Origin of the sequence: Xanthomonas sp. JAI131, from assembly GCF_013410075.1 — a bacterium.
Taxonomy (GTDB): domain Bacteria; phylum Pseudomonadota; class Gammaproteobacteria; order Xanthomonadales; family Xanthomonadaceae; genus Xanthomonas_A; species Xanthomonas_A bonasiae.
On record NZ_JACCCN010000006.1, the window covers coordinates 1 to 13,147 of the forward strand.

Sequence of the window (13,147 nt, forward strand, 5' to 3'; positions counted from 1 at the left end):
TTCGGAGGTCTTGCCGCCGGTTCCGCTCAAACCCCGAAGGCTTTTCGCTGAACCGAGCCGCCCATCATAGCGGCTTTTTTGTTGCCGTCAATACCTTTTTGAGGAGGTTTTTGACGACCCCGCCGCGTTGCTGTTGCGTTGCCGCAAGGCGTTGCGTCGGGGGAGGGAAAGTATGGCTGCAAACCTGTCGCTTGGGAAGGGGGTGTGAAAGATTTTTTCACTCCGCCGATGCAGGTCGGCGCCGATGCGATGCGTGACACTAATAAGCTCGCAGCATCTCGCGGCGTGGAACCTGCTGCCAGAGCCTTTCAGCCCAAGCGACGGCGGCGTTTGGCCGCCATCGTGCTCAGGCCGCGACCAGGCGCACGCGCGCGAAGGTGCGCTTGCCGACCTGCAACACGCCTTCGAATCCGGGCACGAAGCTGTGCTGCGGATCTTCCACCACCTCGCCCTCCACCCGTACCGCGCGCTCCTTGAGCTTGCGGTTGGCTTCGGAGTTGCTGGCGGTCAGCCCGGCGGCGGTCAGCAGCGCGGCGATGCGCAGGCCTTCCGCCGGCACCGCTACGTCCTGCAGCGGCAATGCGCTGGTGTCGCCCTGCCCGGTCACCACCGCATGCCAGCCTACGATGGCCTGCTCGGCGGCCGCAGCGTCGTGGAAGCGCGTGGTCAGCTCGCGGGCCAGGCGCAGCTTCACTTCGCGCGGGTGCAATGCGCCAGCCTGCACCTGCCGCTTCAGTTCCTGCGCTTCGTTCAGGCTTATATCGAAGGACAGCAGCTCGATCCAGCGCCACATCAGCTCGTCGCCGATCTTCATGGTCTTGGTGACGATGTCGATCGCCGGCTCGCTGATGCCGATGTAGTTGCCCAGCGACTTGGACATCTTGTTGACCCCGTCCAGGCCCTCCAGCAACGGCATGGTCAGCACGATCTGCGCCGGCTGTCCGTAATGCTCCTGCAGGCCACGCCCCATCAGCAGGTTGAACTTCTGATCGGTGCCGCCCAGCTCGACGTCGGCCTTCAACGCCACCGAATCGTAGCCCTGCACCAGCGGATACAGGAATTCGTGGATGGCGATGGACTGCTGCGCGGCATAGCGCTTGGCGAAGTCGTCGCGCTCGAGCATGCGCGCCACCGTGTGCTGCCCGGCCAGGCGGATCATGTCGGCCGCGCTCATCTGCCCGAACCACTCGGAGTTGAAGCGCACTTCGGTGCGCTCGCGGTCCAGCACCTTGAATACCTGCTCCTCGTAGGTGCGCGCGTTGGCGAGCACGTCCTCGCGGGTCAGCGGCTTGCGCGTGACGTTCTTGCCGGTGGGGTCGCCGATCATGCCGGTGAAGTCGCCGATCAGGAAAATCACCTGGTGGCCCAGCTGCTGGAACTGGCGCATCTTGTTCAGCAACACGGTATGGCCGATGTGCAGGTCCGGCGCGGTCGGGTCGAAACCGGCCTTGACGCGCAACGGGCGGCCGGCACGCAACCGCGCTTCCAGTTCCTCGCGCTTGAGGATTTCGTCGGCACCGCGGCCGATCAGGGCAAGAGACTCTTCAATCGTGGACAAAACGGAACTCCGACGGGTTGCCGCCAGGCAACATGAATGACGTTAAGTGCGAGTTAACCGCGCGCCCAGCGAAAACCTGAGCCGGTTCAATGGTTTGACGCGCTGTTGATCGATGTTTATGGTAGCCGAGTTTTGAGCTCGCGCTTCGAGCTCATGAGGAAGCCTTGATGCAGAACAGCGAAACCGAACAGGAACGCGCGCGCAAGCAGCGCTTCCAGCAACGTCTCCATGTGCTTCACGACACCGCACTGCATCGGCAGCTGACGCAGCACTTCCCCGCCGGCCGCTGGACGCGCCGCCACTGGATCCACGCCAGCCTGTTCGCCACCATCGGCGCGCTGGTGGCCACGATCGTGCCCGGCTTCTCCAATGCGATCGACGTGCCGCTGCAGACCACGCACGCGACCCTGGCGCTGCCGTTGCCGCCGATCTCGCTGGCCCAGCAGCAGGGCGTGGCCGGCGACAGCTGGCAGGTGGTGCGGATCCAGCCCGGGCAGACCCTGGGCGCGGTGTTCGAACAGCTCGACATCCCGGCCACGGTGATGCATCAGGTACTGGACCACCCCGGCACGCGCGAGGCGCTGACCAAGCTGCGCCCCGGCGCCGAGATCGGCTTCGACCTGCCGGTGGCCGGCAGCCTGCGCGGCATCCGCTTCGACCGCGACGCCACCCATCGCGTGGAACTGTCGCTGCTCGGCGACGACATCCGCGAAAAGGTGACCGAGCGCGAGACCAGCACCCGCACCGCGGTCATCAGCGGCGAAATCACCAGCTCGCTGTACGTGGCCGCGCGCAAGGCGGGGCTGTCGCCGTCGGCGATCGCGACGATGACCGACGAGATCTTCAAGTACGACATCGACTTCGACAAGGACCTGCAGCCGGGCGACCGCTTCAGCGTGGTGATGGACGAGACCTGGCGCGAAGGCGAGCGGATCGACACCAGCAAGATCCTGGCGGCGACCTTCACCACCCGCGGCAAGACCTACAGCGGCTTCCGCTTCGAGCGCGACGGCAAGCCGGCCGAGTACTTCGACGTCAGCGGGCGGCCGCTGAAGAAGAGCTTCATCCGCATGCCGGTGTCCTACAGCCGCATCAGCTCGACCTTCGGCGCGCGCAAGCATCCGGTGCTGGGCACCATGCGCATGCACAAGGGCATCGACTACGCGGCGCCGTCGGGCACGCCGATCATGGCCGCCGGCGATGCGCGGGTGCAGTTCGTCGGCACCCAGCGCGGCTACGGCAACGTGGTGATCCTGGACCACGGCAAGGGCTACAGCACGCTGTACGGGCACATGTCGCGCTTCGGCGGGATCAAGCCCGGCCAGCGCATCAACCAGGGCACGGTGATCGGCTTCGTCGGCATGACCGGCATGGCCACCGGCCCGCACCTGCATTACGAATTCCGTGTGGACGGCGTGCAGCGCAATCCGGCCTCGGTGACCATGCCGCCGCCGACGCCGCTGGCCGGCACCGAGCTGGCCGCGTTCCGTGCGCAGACCTCGCCCGCACTGGCGCGCATCCAGCGCGTGGAGAAGCTGATCTACGCCGACGCCGCACCGGCGAAGGGCGACACCCCGGCGAAGAAGAAGAAGACCGTCGCCTCGGCCAGGTCGGCGCAGTCCAGCGACGCCGGCTGAGCCGCAAAGCGGCCCCGCCACGGCGGCGCGGATTGACGCGCCGCCGCCCCTCGCCCACGCTGCGCTACTGACGCTGCCTGGTGCCCGCAATGCCCGATCCGATCGCAATCGACGACGCGTCCCTGTTTCTCGGTCTGATGTCCGGCACCAGTGCCGATGGCATCGACGCCGCGCTGGTGCGCTTCGGCGCCGATGGCCAGGCGCAGCTGCGCCTGGGCCGCACCTATGCCTGGGCGCCGCGTCAGCGCGAGGCGCTGATCGCGCTGAGCGAAGGCGGCGAGATCGATTCGCTGGACACGCTGGGCCGGCTCGATGCGGAGGTGGCGATCGCCTTCGCCGAGGCCGCACTGCGGCTGCTCGAGGAGGCCGGCGTCGCGCCTGCCGAGGTGCGCGCGATCGGCTCGCACGGCCAGACCGTGCGCCACCGGCCGTTGGCCGATCCGGCCTTCACCTGGCAACTGGGCGACGGCAACCGCATCGCCGAGCTGACCGGCATCGCCACGGTGTGCGACTTCCGCCGCCGCGACGTGGCCGCCGGCGGCCACGGCGCGCCCCTGATGCCGGCCTTCCATGCGGCGATGCTCGGAGATGCGCACGAGGACCGCGCGGTGCTGAACCTGGGCGGGATCGGCAACCTGACCCTGCTGCCGGCGCACGGCAGCGTGCGTGGGTTCGACACCGGCCCGGCCAACGCACTGCTCGATGCCTGGTGCCAGCGGCATCTGGGCCAGCCCTACGATGCCGGCGGCGCCTTCGCCGCCAGCGGCCAGGTCGACGACGGCCTGCTGCAGCGCTTGCTGGCCGATCCCTGGTTCGCGCTGGCCCCGCCCAAGAGCACCGGGCGCGAACAGTTCCACCTGCGCTGGGTGGATGCGCTGCTGGAGCCCACCGCGCATCCTGCCGCGGCGGTGCAGGCGACCTTGCTGGAACTGACCGCGGCCACCGTGGCCGACGCGCTGCTGGCGCAGCAGCCGGCGACCCGGCAACTGCTGGTCTGCGGCGGCGGCGTGCACAACCCGCTGTTGCTGGCGCGGCTGCAGGCACGGCTGCCGGGCGTGCAGGTGCTGTCCACGCAGGCGCTTGGCCTGGATCCGGACTACGTGGAAGCGATGGGCTTCGCCTGGCTGGCGCGGCAGACCCTGGCCGGGCTGCCCGGCAATCTGCCTTCGGTCAGCGGCGCGCGTGGGCCGCGCATCCTCGGGGCGATCCACCTGGCCTGACCGCAACGGCAGCGGCCCGCGTCACGGCACCGACGCGCGGCTCAGAAGCCGGCGCCGGCCGGCAGTTCGCGCAACGCGGCGATCGCCTCGGACAAGGCATCCACTTCCGGGTTCTCGAAGCCGCTGCGCACTTCATGCTCGCTGGCGAACAGGCCCTGCTCGATCAGGTTGAGCACGGTCTGGTGCTGGGTCCAACCGCGGGCCACGGCGATGCGGCGGATCCGATCGACCAGGATGGGGTCGATGTCGCGCAACAGCAGATCGGTCATGCGGACTCCCTGACGGACGGCGGCGCACCCCATGCGCTGCCGTGCATCATCCGCAACTCCGAGCGGGCTTTCAATCCGCCTGCGGCGCGGCGGGGGCCGGTTGTTCGCGGATCCGCGGCCACAGCCAGGCCAGCAGCAGCAGGGTCGGAATCACCGTGAACGCGCTGAGCACGAAGAAGGTGCTGTAGGACGTGGCCTCGACGATGTAGCCGGAAGCGCCGCCGACGAACTTGCCCGGCAGGTTGGCCAGCGACACCAGCAGCGCGTACTGGGTGGCGGTGAAGTTGCGGTCGGTCAGCGACGACATGAACGCGACCAGCACGGTGCCGGCGAAGCCCTGGAACAGGTTGTCGGCGCTGAGCGCGGCGTAGAACGACCACAGCTGCCCGGGATGGTGGGCCATCAGCAGGAACGCCAGGTTCGACAGCGCCACACCCAGCGCGGCGACGAACAGCATGCGCCGGAAGCCGAACGCCGCCACCGCCAGGCCGCCGGCGAACGCGCCGGCGATGCCCATCCACACCCCGAACAGCTTGGAGACGGTGGCGATGTCGGCCTTGCTGAAACCCGAATCGAGGTAGAACGGGCCGGACATCACCCCGATCACCTGGTCGGGAAACTTGAACAGGCCCACGAACAGCAGCAGCCCCAGCCCCAGCGCCAGGCCGTTGCTGGTGAAGAAGCTGGAAATCGGCTGCCAGAACGCGCCGACCACGTCGATCTTGCGCACCACCGTGGCCGCCGGCACCTCCGGTTCGCGGCACAGCAAGGTGGTGGCGATCGGCAGCAGCATCAGCCCGGCCATCACCAGATAGGCCAGGGTCCAGTCGCCGAACTGGGCCAGGTACAGCGCGCCGGCGCCGGACAGGATCAGGCCGATGCGGTAGCCGAAGGTGTAGGTCGCGGCGAGCGCGGCCTGCGCCGTCGCCGGGGCGATCTCGATCCGGTACGCATCGACCACCGAATCCTGGGTGGCGCCGGCGAAGGAGGCGATCAGCACCCACAGCACCAGGCCGCCGATGCTCAACTCCGGACGCATCAGCGCCAGCGCCGCCAGGCCGATCGTGACCCCCAGCTGCGACACCAGCAGCCACGAGCGGCGCCGGCCCAGGAACGCGACCAACGGGAACGGATAGCGATCCAGCAGCGGCGCCCACAGGAACTTGAGCAGGTAGAAGAAGCTGGCCAGGCTGATCAGGCCGATGCTGCCCAGGTCCAGGCCGACGTCGCGCAAGCGCGTGGACAGGGTCTGCGAGGCGATCAACAGGAACGGCAGGCCGCTGCCGAAGCCCAGCAGCGCCATCGTCGCCGCCGACGGCGTGGCGAAGGCGCGCTTGATCCCGGCCCAGCCCTTGTAGGAGGCCGGCGCGGACGCGGCCTGGCTCATTCGCGGTAGTCCACCACGAACGGCGCATGGTCGGAGAAGCGCTGCGCGGTATAGATCGCGCAGCCCTGCAGGCGCTCGCGCAGCGTCGGGGTCACGAACTGGTAGTCGATGCGCCAACCCACGTCGTTGGCGCGCGCGGCGCCGCGGTTGCTCCACCAGGTGTAGTCCTGGCCCTCCGGGTGCAGGGCGCGGTAGGCGTCGACCCAGCCGCGGCCGCTGGCCGGATCGGCGTCTTCGGCGCGATCGGCGCACAGGCCGTTGAGCCAGTCGCGCTCGGCCGGCAGGCAGCCGGAATTCTTCTGGTTGGACTTCCAGTTCTTGATGTCCAGCGCCGAGCGCACGATGTTCCAGTCGCCGCACAGCACGTAGTCGCGGCCGCTGGCCAGCCATTCGGCCAGGATCGGCCGCAGCCAGTCCATGACCTGGAACTTGTAGCCCTGGCGCAGTTCGCCGGACGAGCCGGAGGGAATGTAGAACGAGACCACGCTCAGGTTGCCGAAGCGCGCCTCCAGGTAGCGGCCCTCCTCGTCGAACTCGGGCCAGCCCAGCGCGGTACGCACCTCGTCCGGCTCGCGCTTGCTGTAGATGGCCACGCCGCTGTAGCCCTTCTTGGTGCTGGCATCGCGGAACCAGGCGCGGTAGCCGTCCGGCAGGAACGCCGGCCCGGCCAGCTGATGCTCCTGCGCCTTGGTTTCCTGCACGCACAGCACATCGGCGTGCTGGCCGGAAAACCACTCGAAGAAGCCCTTGGTGGCGGCCGAACGCAGGCCGTTGGCATTGAAACTGACGATACGCATAGAGCGGGGATTCGGGATGGAGGGATTGGAGATTCGTGAAAGCGTACCCCATGCGTGGACACTGCATGGTCGTAACCCGCTATGTGTTCACCAATCCAGGCATTGCATCGGGGATTCATGAAAGCGTACCCATGCGTGGACGCCGCATGGCCGCGACCGGCTATGCTTTCACGAATCCCGTCATCCCCAATCCCGAATCCCGGCTCCCCAATGACCGACTACCGGCAACGTTTCCTGCAATTGGCCCTGGATGCGCAGGCGCTGCGCTTCGGCGAGTTCACGCTGAAGTCCGGGCGCGTCAGCCCCTATTTCTTCAATGCCGGGCGCTTCGATTCCGGGAGCACGGTGGCGCGCCTGGCGGCGTGCTACGCCGATGCGGCCGACGCCGCCGGGCTCGACTTCGATCTGCTGTTCGGCCCGGCCTACAAGGGCATTCCGCTGGCGACCGCGCTGGCCTGCGAGTACGCGCAGCGCGACCGCAACCTGCCGCTGGCGTTCAACCGCAAGGAAGCCAAGACCCATGGCGAAGGCGGCAGCCTGATCGGCGCGCCGCTGGCCGGGCGCCGGGTGCTGATCGTGGACGACGTGATCACCGCCGGCACCGCGATCCGCGAGGCGCTGGCGATCATCCGCGAGGCCGGCGGCATCCCGGCGGCGATCCTGGTCGCGCTGGACCGGCAGGAGATCGCCGGCGAGCACGACCGGCGCTCGGCGGCGCAGGCGGTGGCGGCGGAGGCCGGCGTTCCTGTGGTGTCGGTCGCGCACCTGGGCGATCTGCTTGCATTCATCGATGGAAACGCGGACCTTGTCGGCTTCCGCGAACCGCTGCTGGCCTACCGGGCACGCTACGGCTGCGATCCGTCAGGCTGACAGCAGGGGGCTGCCATGATGCCGATCCAACGACCGTGGGGCCGGGCCGCGTTGCCGGTCCTGCTCGCGCTGATTGCGTTGCCGGCAGCAGCGCAGCCGGCGCCATCCAAGAAGCTGTACTGCTGGAACCAGGGCGGGCAGCGCGTATGCAGCGATGCGCTGCCGCCGGAAGCGGTGAACCAGGCGCGCGACGAGTTCAACGCCAAGAGCGGGATGCGCAGCGGCGCGGTCGGCCGTGCGCTGAATGCCGAGGAGCGCGCCGCGGCCGCCGCCGATGCCGCGCAGCAGCGCGCCGACCAGGCGGCGCTGGAGACGCGCAAGCGCACCGACCAGGCGATGCTGCTGTCGTTCCAGACCGAAGAGGAATTGCGCCGGGTGTTCTCCGAGCGCATCGGCATCGTCGACAACAACATCAACACCGCGCGCTACAACGTCAACAGCCTGCGCGAAGGGCTGGTCGGCCTGCTGGCCAACGCCGGCGCGCGCGAACTGGCCGGGCAGAAGGTGACCGGCAAGATCGTCGAGGACGTGCAGCAGCGGCATCGCGCGCTGCTGTGGCAGCTGCGCATGCAGAAGAACTTCGAACAGCAGCGGCTCGGCCTGAACCAGGAAATCGACGACGCGCTGCAACGCTATCGTGCGGCGAAGCGGCCCGGGACCGGAACGGCGCCGGCTGCGCCGGCGAACAGCGGCTAAGCGCAGCGCGCGGCCAGCGGCGCTAGCCAGGTCGCCGCGGCAGGGATGCCGGGACTGAAGTTCCTCCCACAGTGCATCCAGCAAGTAGGCCGCAAGTCCCTTGTGGGAGCGACTCCAGTCGCGACGAACGAAGCCCGGACGCCTGGGCGGCTTCGGCTGGAGTCGGGACTGAAGTCCCTCCCACAGTGCACCCAGCGAGTTGGCCGCGAGCCCCTTGTAGGAGCGACTTCAGTCGCGACGAACGAAGCCCGGACGCCTGGGCGGCTTCGGCTGGAGTCGGGACTGAAGTCCCTCCTACAGTGCACCCAGCGAGTTGGCCGCGAGTCCCTTGTGGGAGCGACTTCAGTCGCGACGAGCGAAGCCCGGATGTCTGCGCGGCTTCGGTTGGAGTCGGGGCTGAAGCCCCTCCTGCAGCACACCCAGCGAGTTGGCCGCGCTTCCAGTAGGAGCGGTTTCAACCGCGACGAGCGCCGCCCGGAATCGCTGCGCTCTCGGCAACCCTGTCGCGGGCTGAAGCCGTTTCCACACCACTCCGCGTGCCGGCCGCGCTACGCCGCCTCGCCCGGCACTGCGCCGGGCGTACACGGCATGCGCCTCAGAACCCCGCCGCCAGCGACGGCAGCAGCGCCTGCAACTGGCTGCGGAACAGGTCCTTGATCCGCTCCAGCGCGGCAGTGGTGTCGGCCTCGAAGCGCAGCACCAGCACCGGCGTGGTGTTGGACGCGCGCACCAGGCCCCAGCCGTCGGCGAAGTCCGCACGCAGGCCATCGATGGTGAGCAGCCGCGCACCGGCGAACGCCGAGCCTTCCTGCTGCGCGATGGCGACCAGCTGCGCGACCAGCGCATGCGCGTCCTGCCCGTCGGCCAGCGGCAGCTTGATCTCCGGCGTGGACACGCTGTCGGGCAGCTCGGCCAGCACCTCGGACGGGCTCTCCTCGCGCTGCGCCAGGATCTCCAGCAGCCGCGCCGCCGCGTACAGGCCGTCGTCGAAGCCGTACCAGCGTTCCTTGAAGAAGAAGTGGCCGCTCATTTCGCCGGCCAGTTCGGCGTCGGTCTCGCGCATCTTCGCCTTGATCAGCGAATGCCCGGTCTTCCACACCATCGGGCTGCCGCCGTTGCGCAGCACGTAGTCCGACAGCTTGCCGGTGCACTTGACGTCGTAGATCACCAGCGCGCCGGGGTTGCGCTGCAGCACGTCGGCAGCGAACAGCATCAGCAGGCGATCGGGGTAGATCACCGTGCCTTCCTTGGTGACCACGCCGAGCCGGTCGGCATCGCCGTCGAAGGCGATGCCCAGGTCGGCGTCGAAGCGCTTCACGGTCTGGATCAGGTCTTCCAGGTTGTGCGGCTCGCTGGGATCGGGGTGATGGTTGGGGAAGGTGCCGTCGACGTCGCAGTACAGCGGGATGACCTCCGCGCCGATCGCCTCCAGCAGCCGCGGCGCCAGTTCGCCGCCCACGCCGTTGCCGGCATCGGCCACCACCTTGAGCGGGCGATCCAGCTGCACGTCGTCGGCGATGCGCTGGATGTAGTCGTCGCCGACGTCGCGCTGCTCCAGCCGCCCCGGTTCGGCGGCGGTCGGCAGGCGGCCTTCGCTGATCCGCGCGTACAGGTCGGTGATCGCCGCACCGGACAGCGTCTCGCCGCCGACCACGATCTTGAAACCGTTGTAGTCCGGCGGGTTGTGGCTGCCGGTCACCGCCACGCAACTGCCGGCACGCAGGTGGAAGCTGGCGAAATACACCACCGGGGTCGGCGCCAGGCCGATGTCGGTGACGTGGCAGCCGGCGCGGCGCAGGCCGTCGATCAGCGCCGCCGACAGTTCCGGGCCGGACAGGCGGCCGTCGCGGCCGACCACCACCTCGTTCAGGCCCTGCTCCTGCATCACCGCGCCGATCGCCTGGCCAATCAAGGCGGCGACCTGCGGGCTGAGATCGCGACCGACCACGCCGCGGATGTCGTAGGCGCGGAAGATGGCGGCCGGCACGGTCAGTGCCGGAACCGCCCTGGCCGGCGCGCTCTCGCCTTCGGGCAGCGGCGGTGCCGGTGGCGGTTCCCGGTGCTGCAGGCTCTGCCGCAGGGTGGGCTCCTGCTCGGCCGCCGCGGCGGCGGCCTTGGCGCGGCGCGGCCGCGGCAGGCGGCCGCGCGCGGCCAGCAGCACCGCCAAGGCCAAGAAGCCGAGCAGGCCGGCGACGATCAGGCAGGGCAGCGCGTCCAGGCCGAGCGGGCCGAGCTCGGCGTCGGGCAACGCCGCGACCACCCGCAGCCCGGTCGTGCCGATCGGCCGCGACAACGCGTCGCCATGGTCGGCCAAGCCGGCATCGCCGGCGCCGACCACGTCGTAGCTGCCCTGGCGCAGCGCCAGATAGCCGCTGGCCGGAACCGCGGCCTGCGCCACCGGTGCGGTCAGCACGCGCAGCGGCAGGCGCAGGTAGGCGACGCCGGCGCCCGTGTCCAGGCTCACCGGCGCGGCCAGCCCCAGTCGCGCCCCACCACCGTCGCGCACCACCGCGCTGGCGACGGCGTCGGTCAGCAACGCCTTTTCCAGCAGCGCCAGGCGGCCATAGCCGAAGCCGCCCGCGTCGGCGTAGCCGGCGCTCAGGTCGGCGGGCAGCACGTGTGCGTCTTCCGCGTCCTTCCAGCCCTCGCGCAACGCCTGCGCCGCCGCGGTCGCGTCGCCGCGCGCCAGGGCCGCCTGCACCGCGGGCTGCTGCAGTTGCGCGGCGAAGCGCTTGGCGACCGCCGCCAGCGCCTGCGAGGTCTGCGCCACCACTGCGTCGCGCGCCTGCTGCAGTTCCGTGGCGCTTTGTTCGTTGCGCCATTGCTGCGCGCCGCTCCAGCCGAACCAGCCGGCCAGCGCGGCCAGCAGCAGCGCCAGCAGCGGCGCCGCCTTGCGCAAACCCTCCGGCGCCGGCGGCCGTTGTGTTGCCTCGCTCATGCAGACGATCCCCTGTCAGCGCACTCCGGTATGGCCGAATCCACCCGTTCCCCTGGCGCTGTCGGCGAAAGTATCCACCACCTGCAGGGCAACGCGCACGACCGGCATCACCACCAGTTGCGCGATGCGGTCGCCGGGGGCGATGGTGAACGGCTCGCGGCCGCGGTTCCAGACGCTGATCAGCAGCGGCCCCTGGTAGTCGGCATCGATCAGGCCGGTGCCGTTGCCGAGCACGATGCCGTGGCGATGGCCCAGCCCGGAACGCGGCAACACCACCGCGCACAGCTGCGGATCGGCGATGTAGATGGACAGCCCGCTGGGGATCAGCGCGGTATCGCCCGGCGCCAGGGTCAGCGGCGCCTCGGTGGCCGCGCGCAGATCGAGCCCGGCGCTGGCTTCGGTGGCGTAGTCCGGCAGCGGCCAGCTGTCGCCGAAGCGCGGGTCGAGCAGTTTGACCTGCAGCGGGTACGGCGTCGGAATGGTCATGCGTGCAGTCGCTCCGCGATCAGGGCCAGCAATTGTTCGGCCAGTTGCGCCTTGGACACGGCCGGGAAGCTGCGCGCGCCCTGTTGCCAGTAGGCGGTGGCGGCATTCTGGTCGCTCTCGAAGCCGTTGCCGGCCACCCCCACCTGGTTGGCGATGATCAGGTCCAGGTGTTTGTCGTTGAGTTTGCCACGCGCGTAGCGCTCGATGTCGTGAGTCTCGGCGGCGAAGCCGACCACCAGCTTCAGCGCCTGGGTCTGGGCGGCGACCTCGGCCAGGATGTCGGGCGTGCGCACCAGCTCCAGGGTCAGCATCTCGCCGCTCTTCTTGATCTTCTGCGCGGCGACCTGCCTGGGCGTGTAGTCGGCGACCGCGGCGGTGCCGATGTAGATGTCGGCGGGCAGCGCGCCCAGCACCGCTTCGCGCATCTGCGCCGCCGACCGCACGTCGATGCGCTGCACGCCGTCGGGCGTGGGCAGGTGCACCGGGCCGCTGACCAGCACCACCGACGCGCCCTGCCGCGCGGCCGCGGCGGCCAGGGCATAGCCCATCTTGCCGCTGCTGCGGTTGCCGAGGTAGCGCACCGGATCCAGGTCTTCGTAGGTGGGGCCGGCGCTGATCAGCAGGCGCAGGCCGTGCAGCGCGCCGCCACCGGCGCTGGCCGCGACCGGCGTGGGCGCCGCAAGGGGCGCCGCAGCCGCGGCGCGGCCAGCGGCCAGCGCGGCGACGATCTCTTCCGGTTCGGCCAGGCGTCCGGGGCCGGACTCGCCCTCGGCCAGCGGGCCGTCGTTCGGCCCGACCACGCTGGCGCCGCGTTGGCGCAGCGTGGCGACATTGGCCTGGGTGGCGGGGTGCAGCCACATGCGGTGGTTCATCGCCGGGCACACGGTCAGCGGCGCGTTGGTGGCCAGGCACAGCGTGGTCACCAGATCGTCGGCCAGGCCGTGGGCGAGCCGCGCCAGCAGGTCGGCGGTGGCCGGCGCCACCACCACGCGATCGGCCCAGCGTGCCAGCTCCAGATGGCCCATCGCCTGCTCGGCGGCGCTGTCCCACAGGCTGGTGCGGGTCGGGTGCGCGGACAGCGCCTGGAAGCTCAGCGGCGTGACGAACTGCTGCGCGCCGGCGGTCATCGCCACCTGCACCTCGGCACCCGCCTCGCGCAGCCGCCGCACCAGCTCCAGCGCCTTGTAGGCAGCGATGCCGCCGCCCACGCACAACAGCACACGCCGCCCCTGCAGGGGCCCCTCGAAAGTACCGGTCACGTCGGGAATGTCCTACCCATGCAAGAACGA

General features: G+C 69.8%; 11 protein-coding genes. 4 read left to right on the plus strand and 7 right to left on the minus strand.

What is annotated here, in order from left to right; genetic code table 11:
• Nucleotides 1-346 precede the first annotated feature (346 nt).
• Nucleotides 347-1,558 (minus strand): tyrosine--tRNA ligase, encoded by a 1,212-nt coding sequence (gene tyrS / locus HDC36_RS21390; RefSeq protein ID WP_179570895.1) that lies wholly within the window; start codon nt 1,556-1,558, stop codon nt 347-349.
• 167 nt (nt 1,559-1,725) lie between these two features.
• Between tyrS and HDC36_RS21395 the strand changes: the two genes are divergently transcribed.
• Nucleotides 1,726-3,195, plus strand: a complete 1,470-nt coding sequence (locus HDC36_RS21395) for a M23 family metallopeptidase (RefSeq protein WP_179570896.1) — start codon at nt 1,726-1,728, stop codon at nt 3,193-3,195.
• A gap of 89 nt (nt 3,196-3,284) precedes the next feature.
• Entirely contained in the window at nt 3,285-4,415 is a 1,131-nt protein-coding gene (locus tag HDC36_RS21400) for an anhydro-N-acetylmuramic acid kinase (protein WP_179570897.1), read from the plus strand.
• 41 nt (nt 4,416-4,456) lie between these two features.
• Here the strand turns inward: HDC36_RS21400 and HDC36_RS21405 are convergent, their stop codons facing one another.
• The 3 genes from HDC36_RS21405 to HDC36_RS21415 form a co-directional block, all read right to left on the minus strand.
• Nucleotides 4,457-4,684, minus strand: a complete 228-nt coding sequence (locus tag HDC36_RS21405; RefSeq protein WP_145706592.1) for a hypothetical protein — start codon at nt 4,682-4,684, stop codon at nt 4,457-4,459.
• Nucleotides 4,685-4,754: 70 nt separating this feature from the next.
• Nucleotides 4,755-6,071, minus strand: a complete 1,317-nt coding sequence (locus HDC36_RS21410; RefSeq protein ID WP_179570898.1) for an MFS transporter — start codon at nt 6,069-6,071, stop codon at nt 4,755-4,757.
• Nucleotides 6,068-6,868, minus strand: a complete 801-nt coding sequence (locus HDC36_RS21415; protein ID WP_179570899.1) for an exodeoxyribonuclease III — start codon at nt 6,866-6,868, stop codon at nt 6,068-6,070. Before HDC36_RS21415 ends, HDC36_RS21410 begins: the two co-directional genes overlap by 4 nt.
• Before the next feature lie 210 nt (nt 6,869-7,078).
• On the opposite strand from HDC36_RS21415, the gene pyrE reads away from it, so the two are divergent.
• Entirely contained in the window at nt 7,079-7,738 is a 660-nt protein-coding gene (gene pyrE / locus HDC36_RS21420) for an orotate phosphoribosyltransferase (protein ID WP_179570900.1), read from the plus strand.
• A 15-nt stretch (nt 7,739-7,753) separates the two neighbouring features.
• Nucleotides 7,754-8,434 (plus strand): hypothetical protein, encoded by a 681-nt coding sequence (locus HDC36_RS21425; RefSeq protein ID WP_179570901.1) that lies wholly within the window; start codon nt 7,754-7,756, stop codon nt 8,432-8,434.
• Between the two features lie 595 nt (nt 8,435-9,029).
• On the opposite strand, the gene HDC36_RS21430 is transcribed toward HDC36_RS21425, so the two are convergent.
• The 3 genes from HDC36_RS21430 to coaBC are packed head-to-tail and all read right to left on the minus strand — an operon-like array spanning nt 9,030 to nt 13,117.
• Nucleotides 9,030-11,372: a phosphomannomutase/phosphoglucomutase gene (locus tag HDC36_RS21430; protein ID WP_179570902.1), complete on the minus strand. Its 2,343-nt coding sequence runs from the start codon at nt 11,370-11,372 to the stop codon at nt 9,030-9,032.
• A gap of 15 nt (nt 11,373-11,387) precedes the next feature.
• Nucleotides 11,388-11,858, minus strand: coding sequence for a dUTP diphosphatase (gene dut / locus HDC36_RS21435; protein ID WP_009588584.1), 471 nt, complete (start codon nt 11,856-11,858; stop codon nt 11,388-11,390).
• A complete protein-coding gene (coaBC, locus tag HDC36_RS21440) occupies nt 11,855-13,117 on the minus strand; it encodes a bifunctional phosphopantothenoylcysteine decarboxylase/phosphopantothenate--cysteine ligase CoaBC (RefSeq protein WP_343204367.1) in 1,263 nt (420 codons plus the stop codon). The genes dut and coaBC overlap by 4 nt, the downstream gene beginning before the upstream one ends.
• Nucleotides 13,118-13,147: the final 30 nt, after the last annotated feature.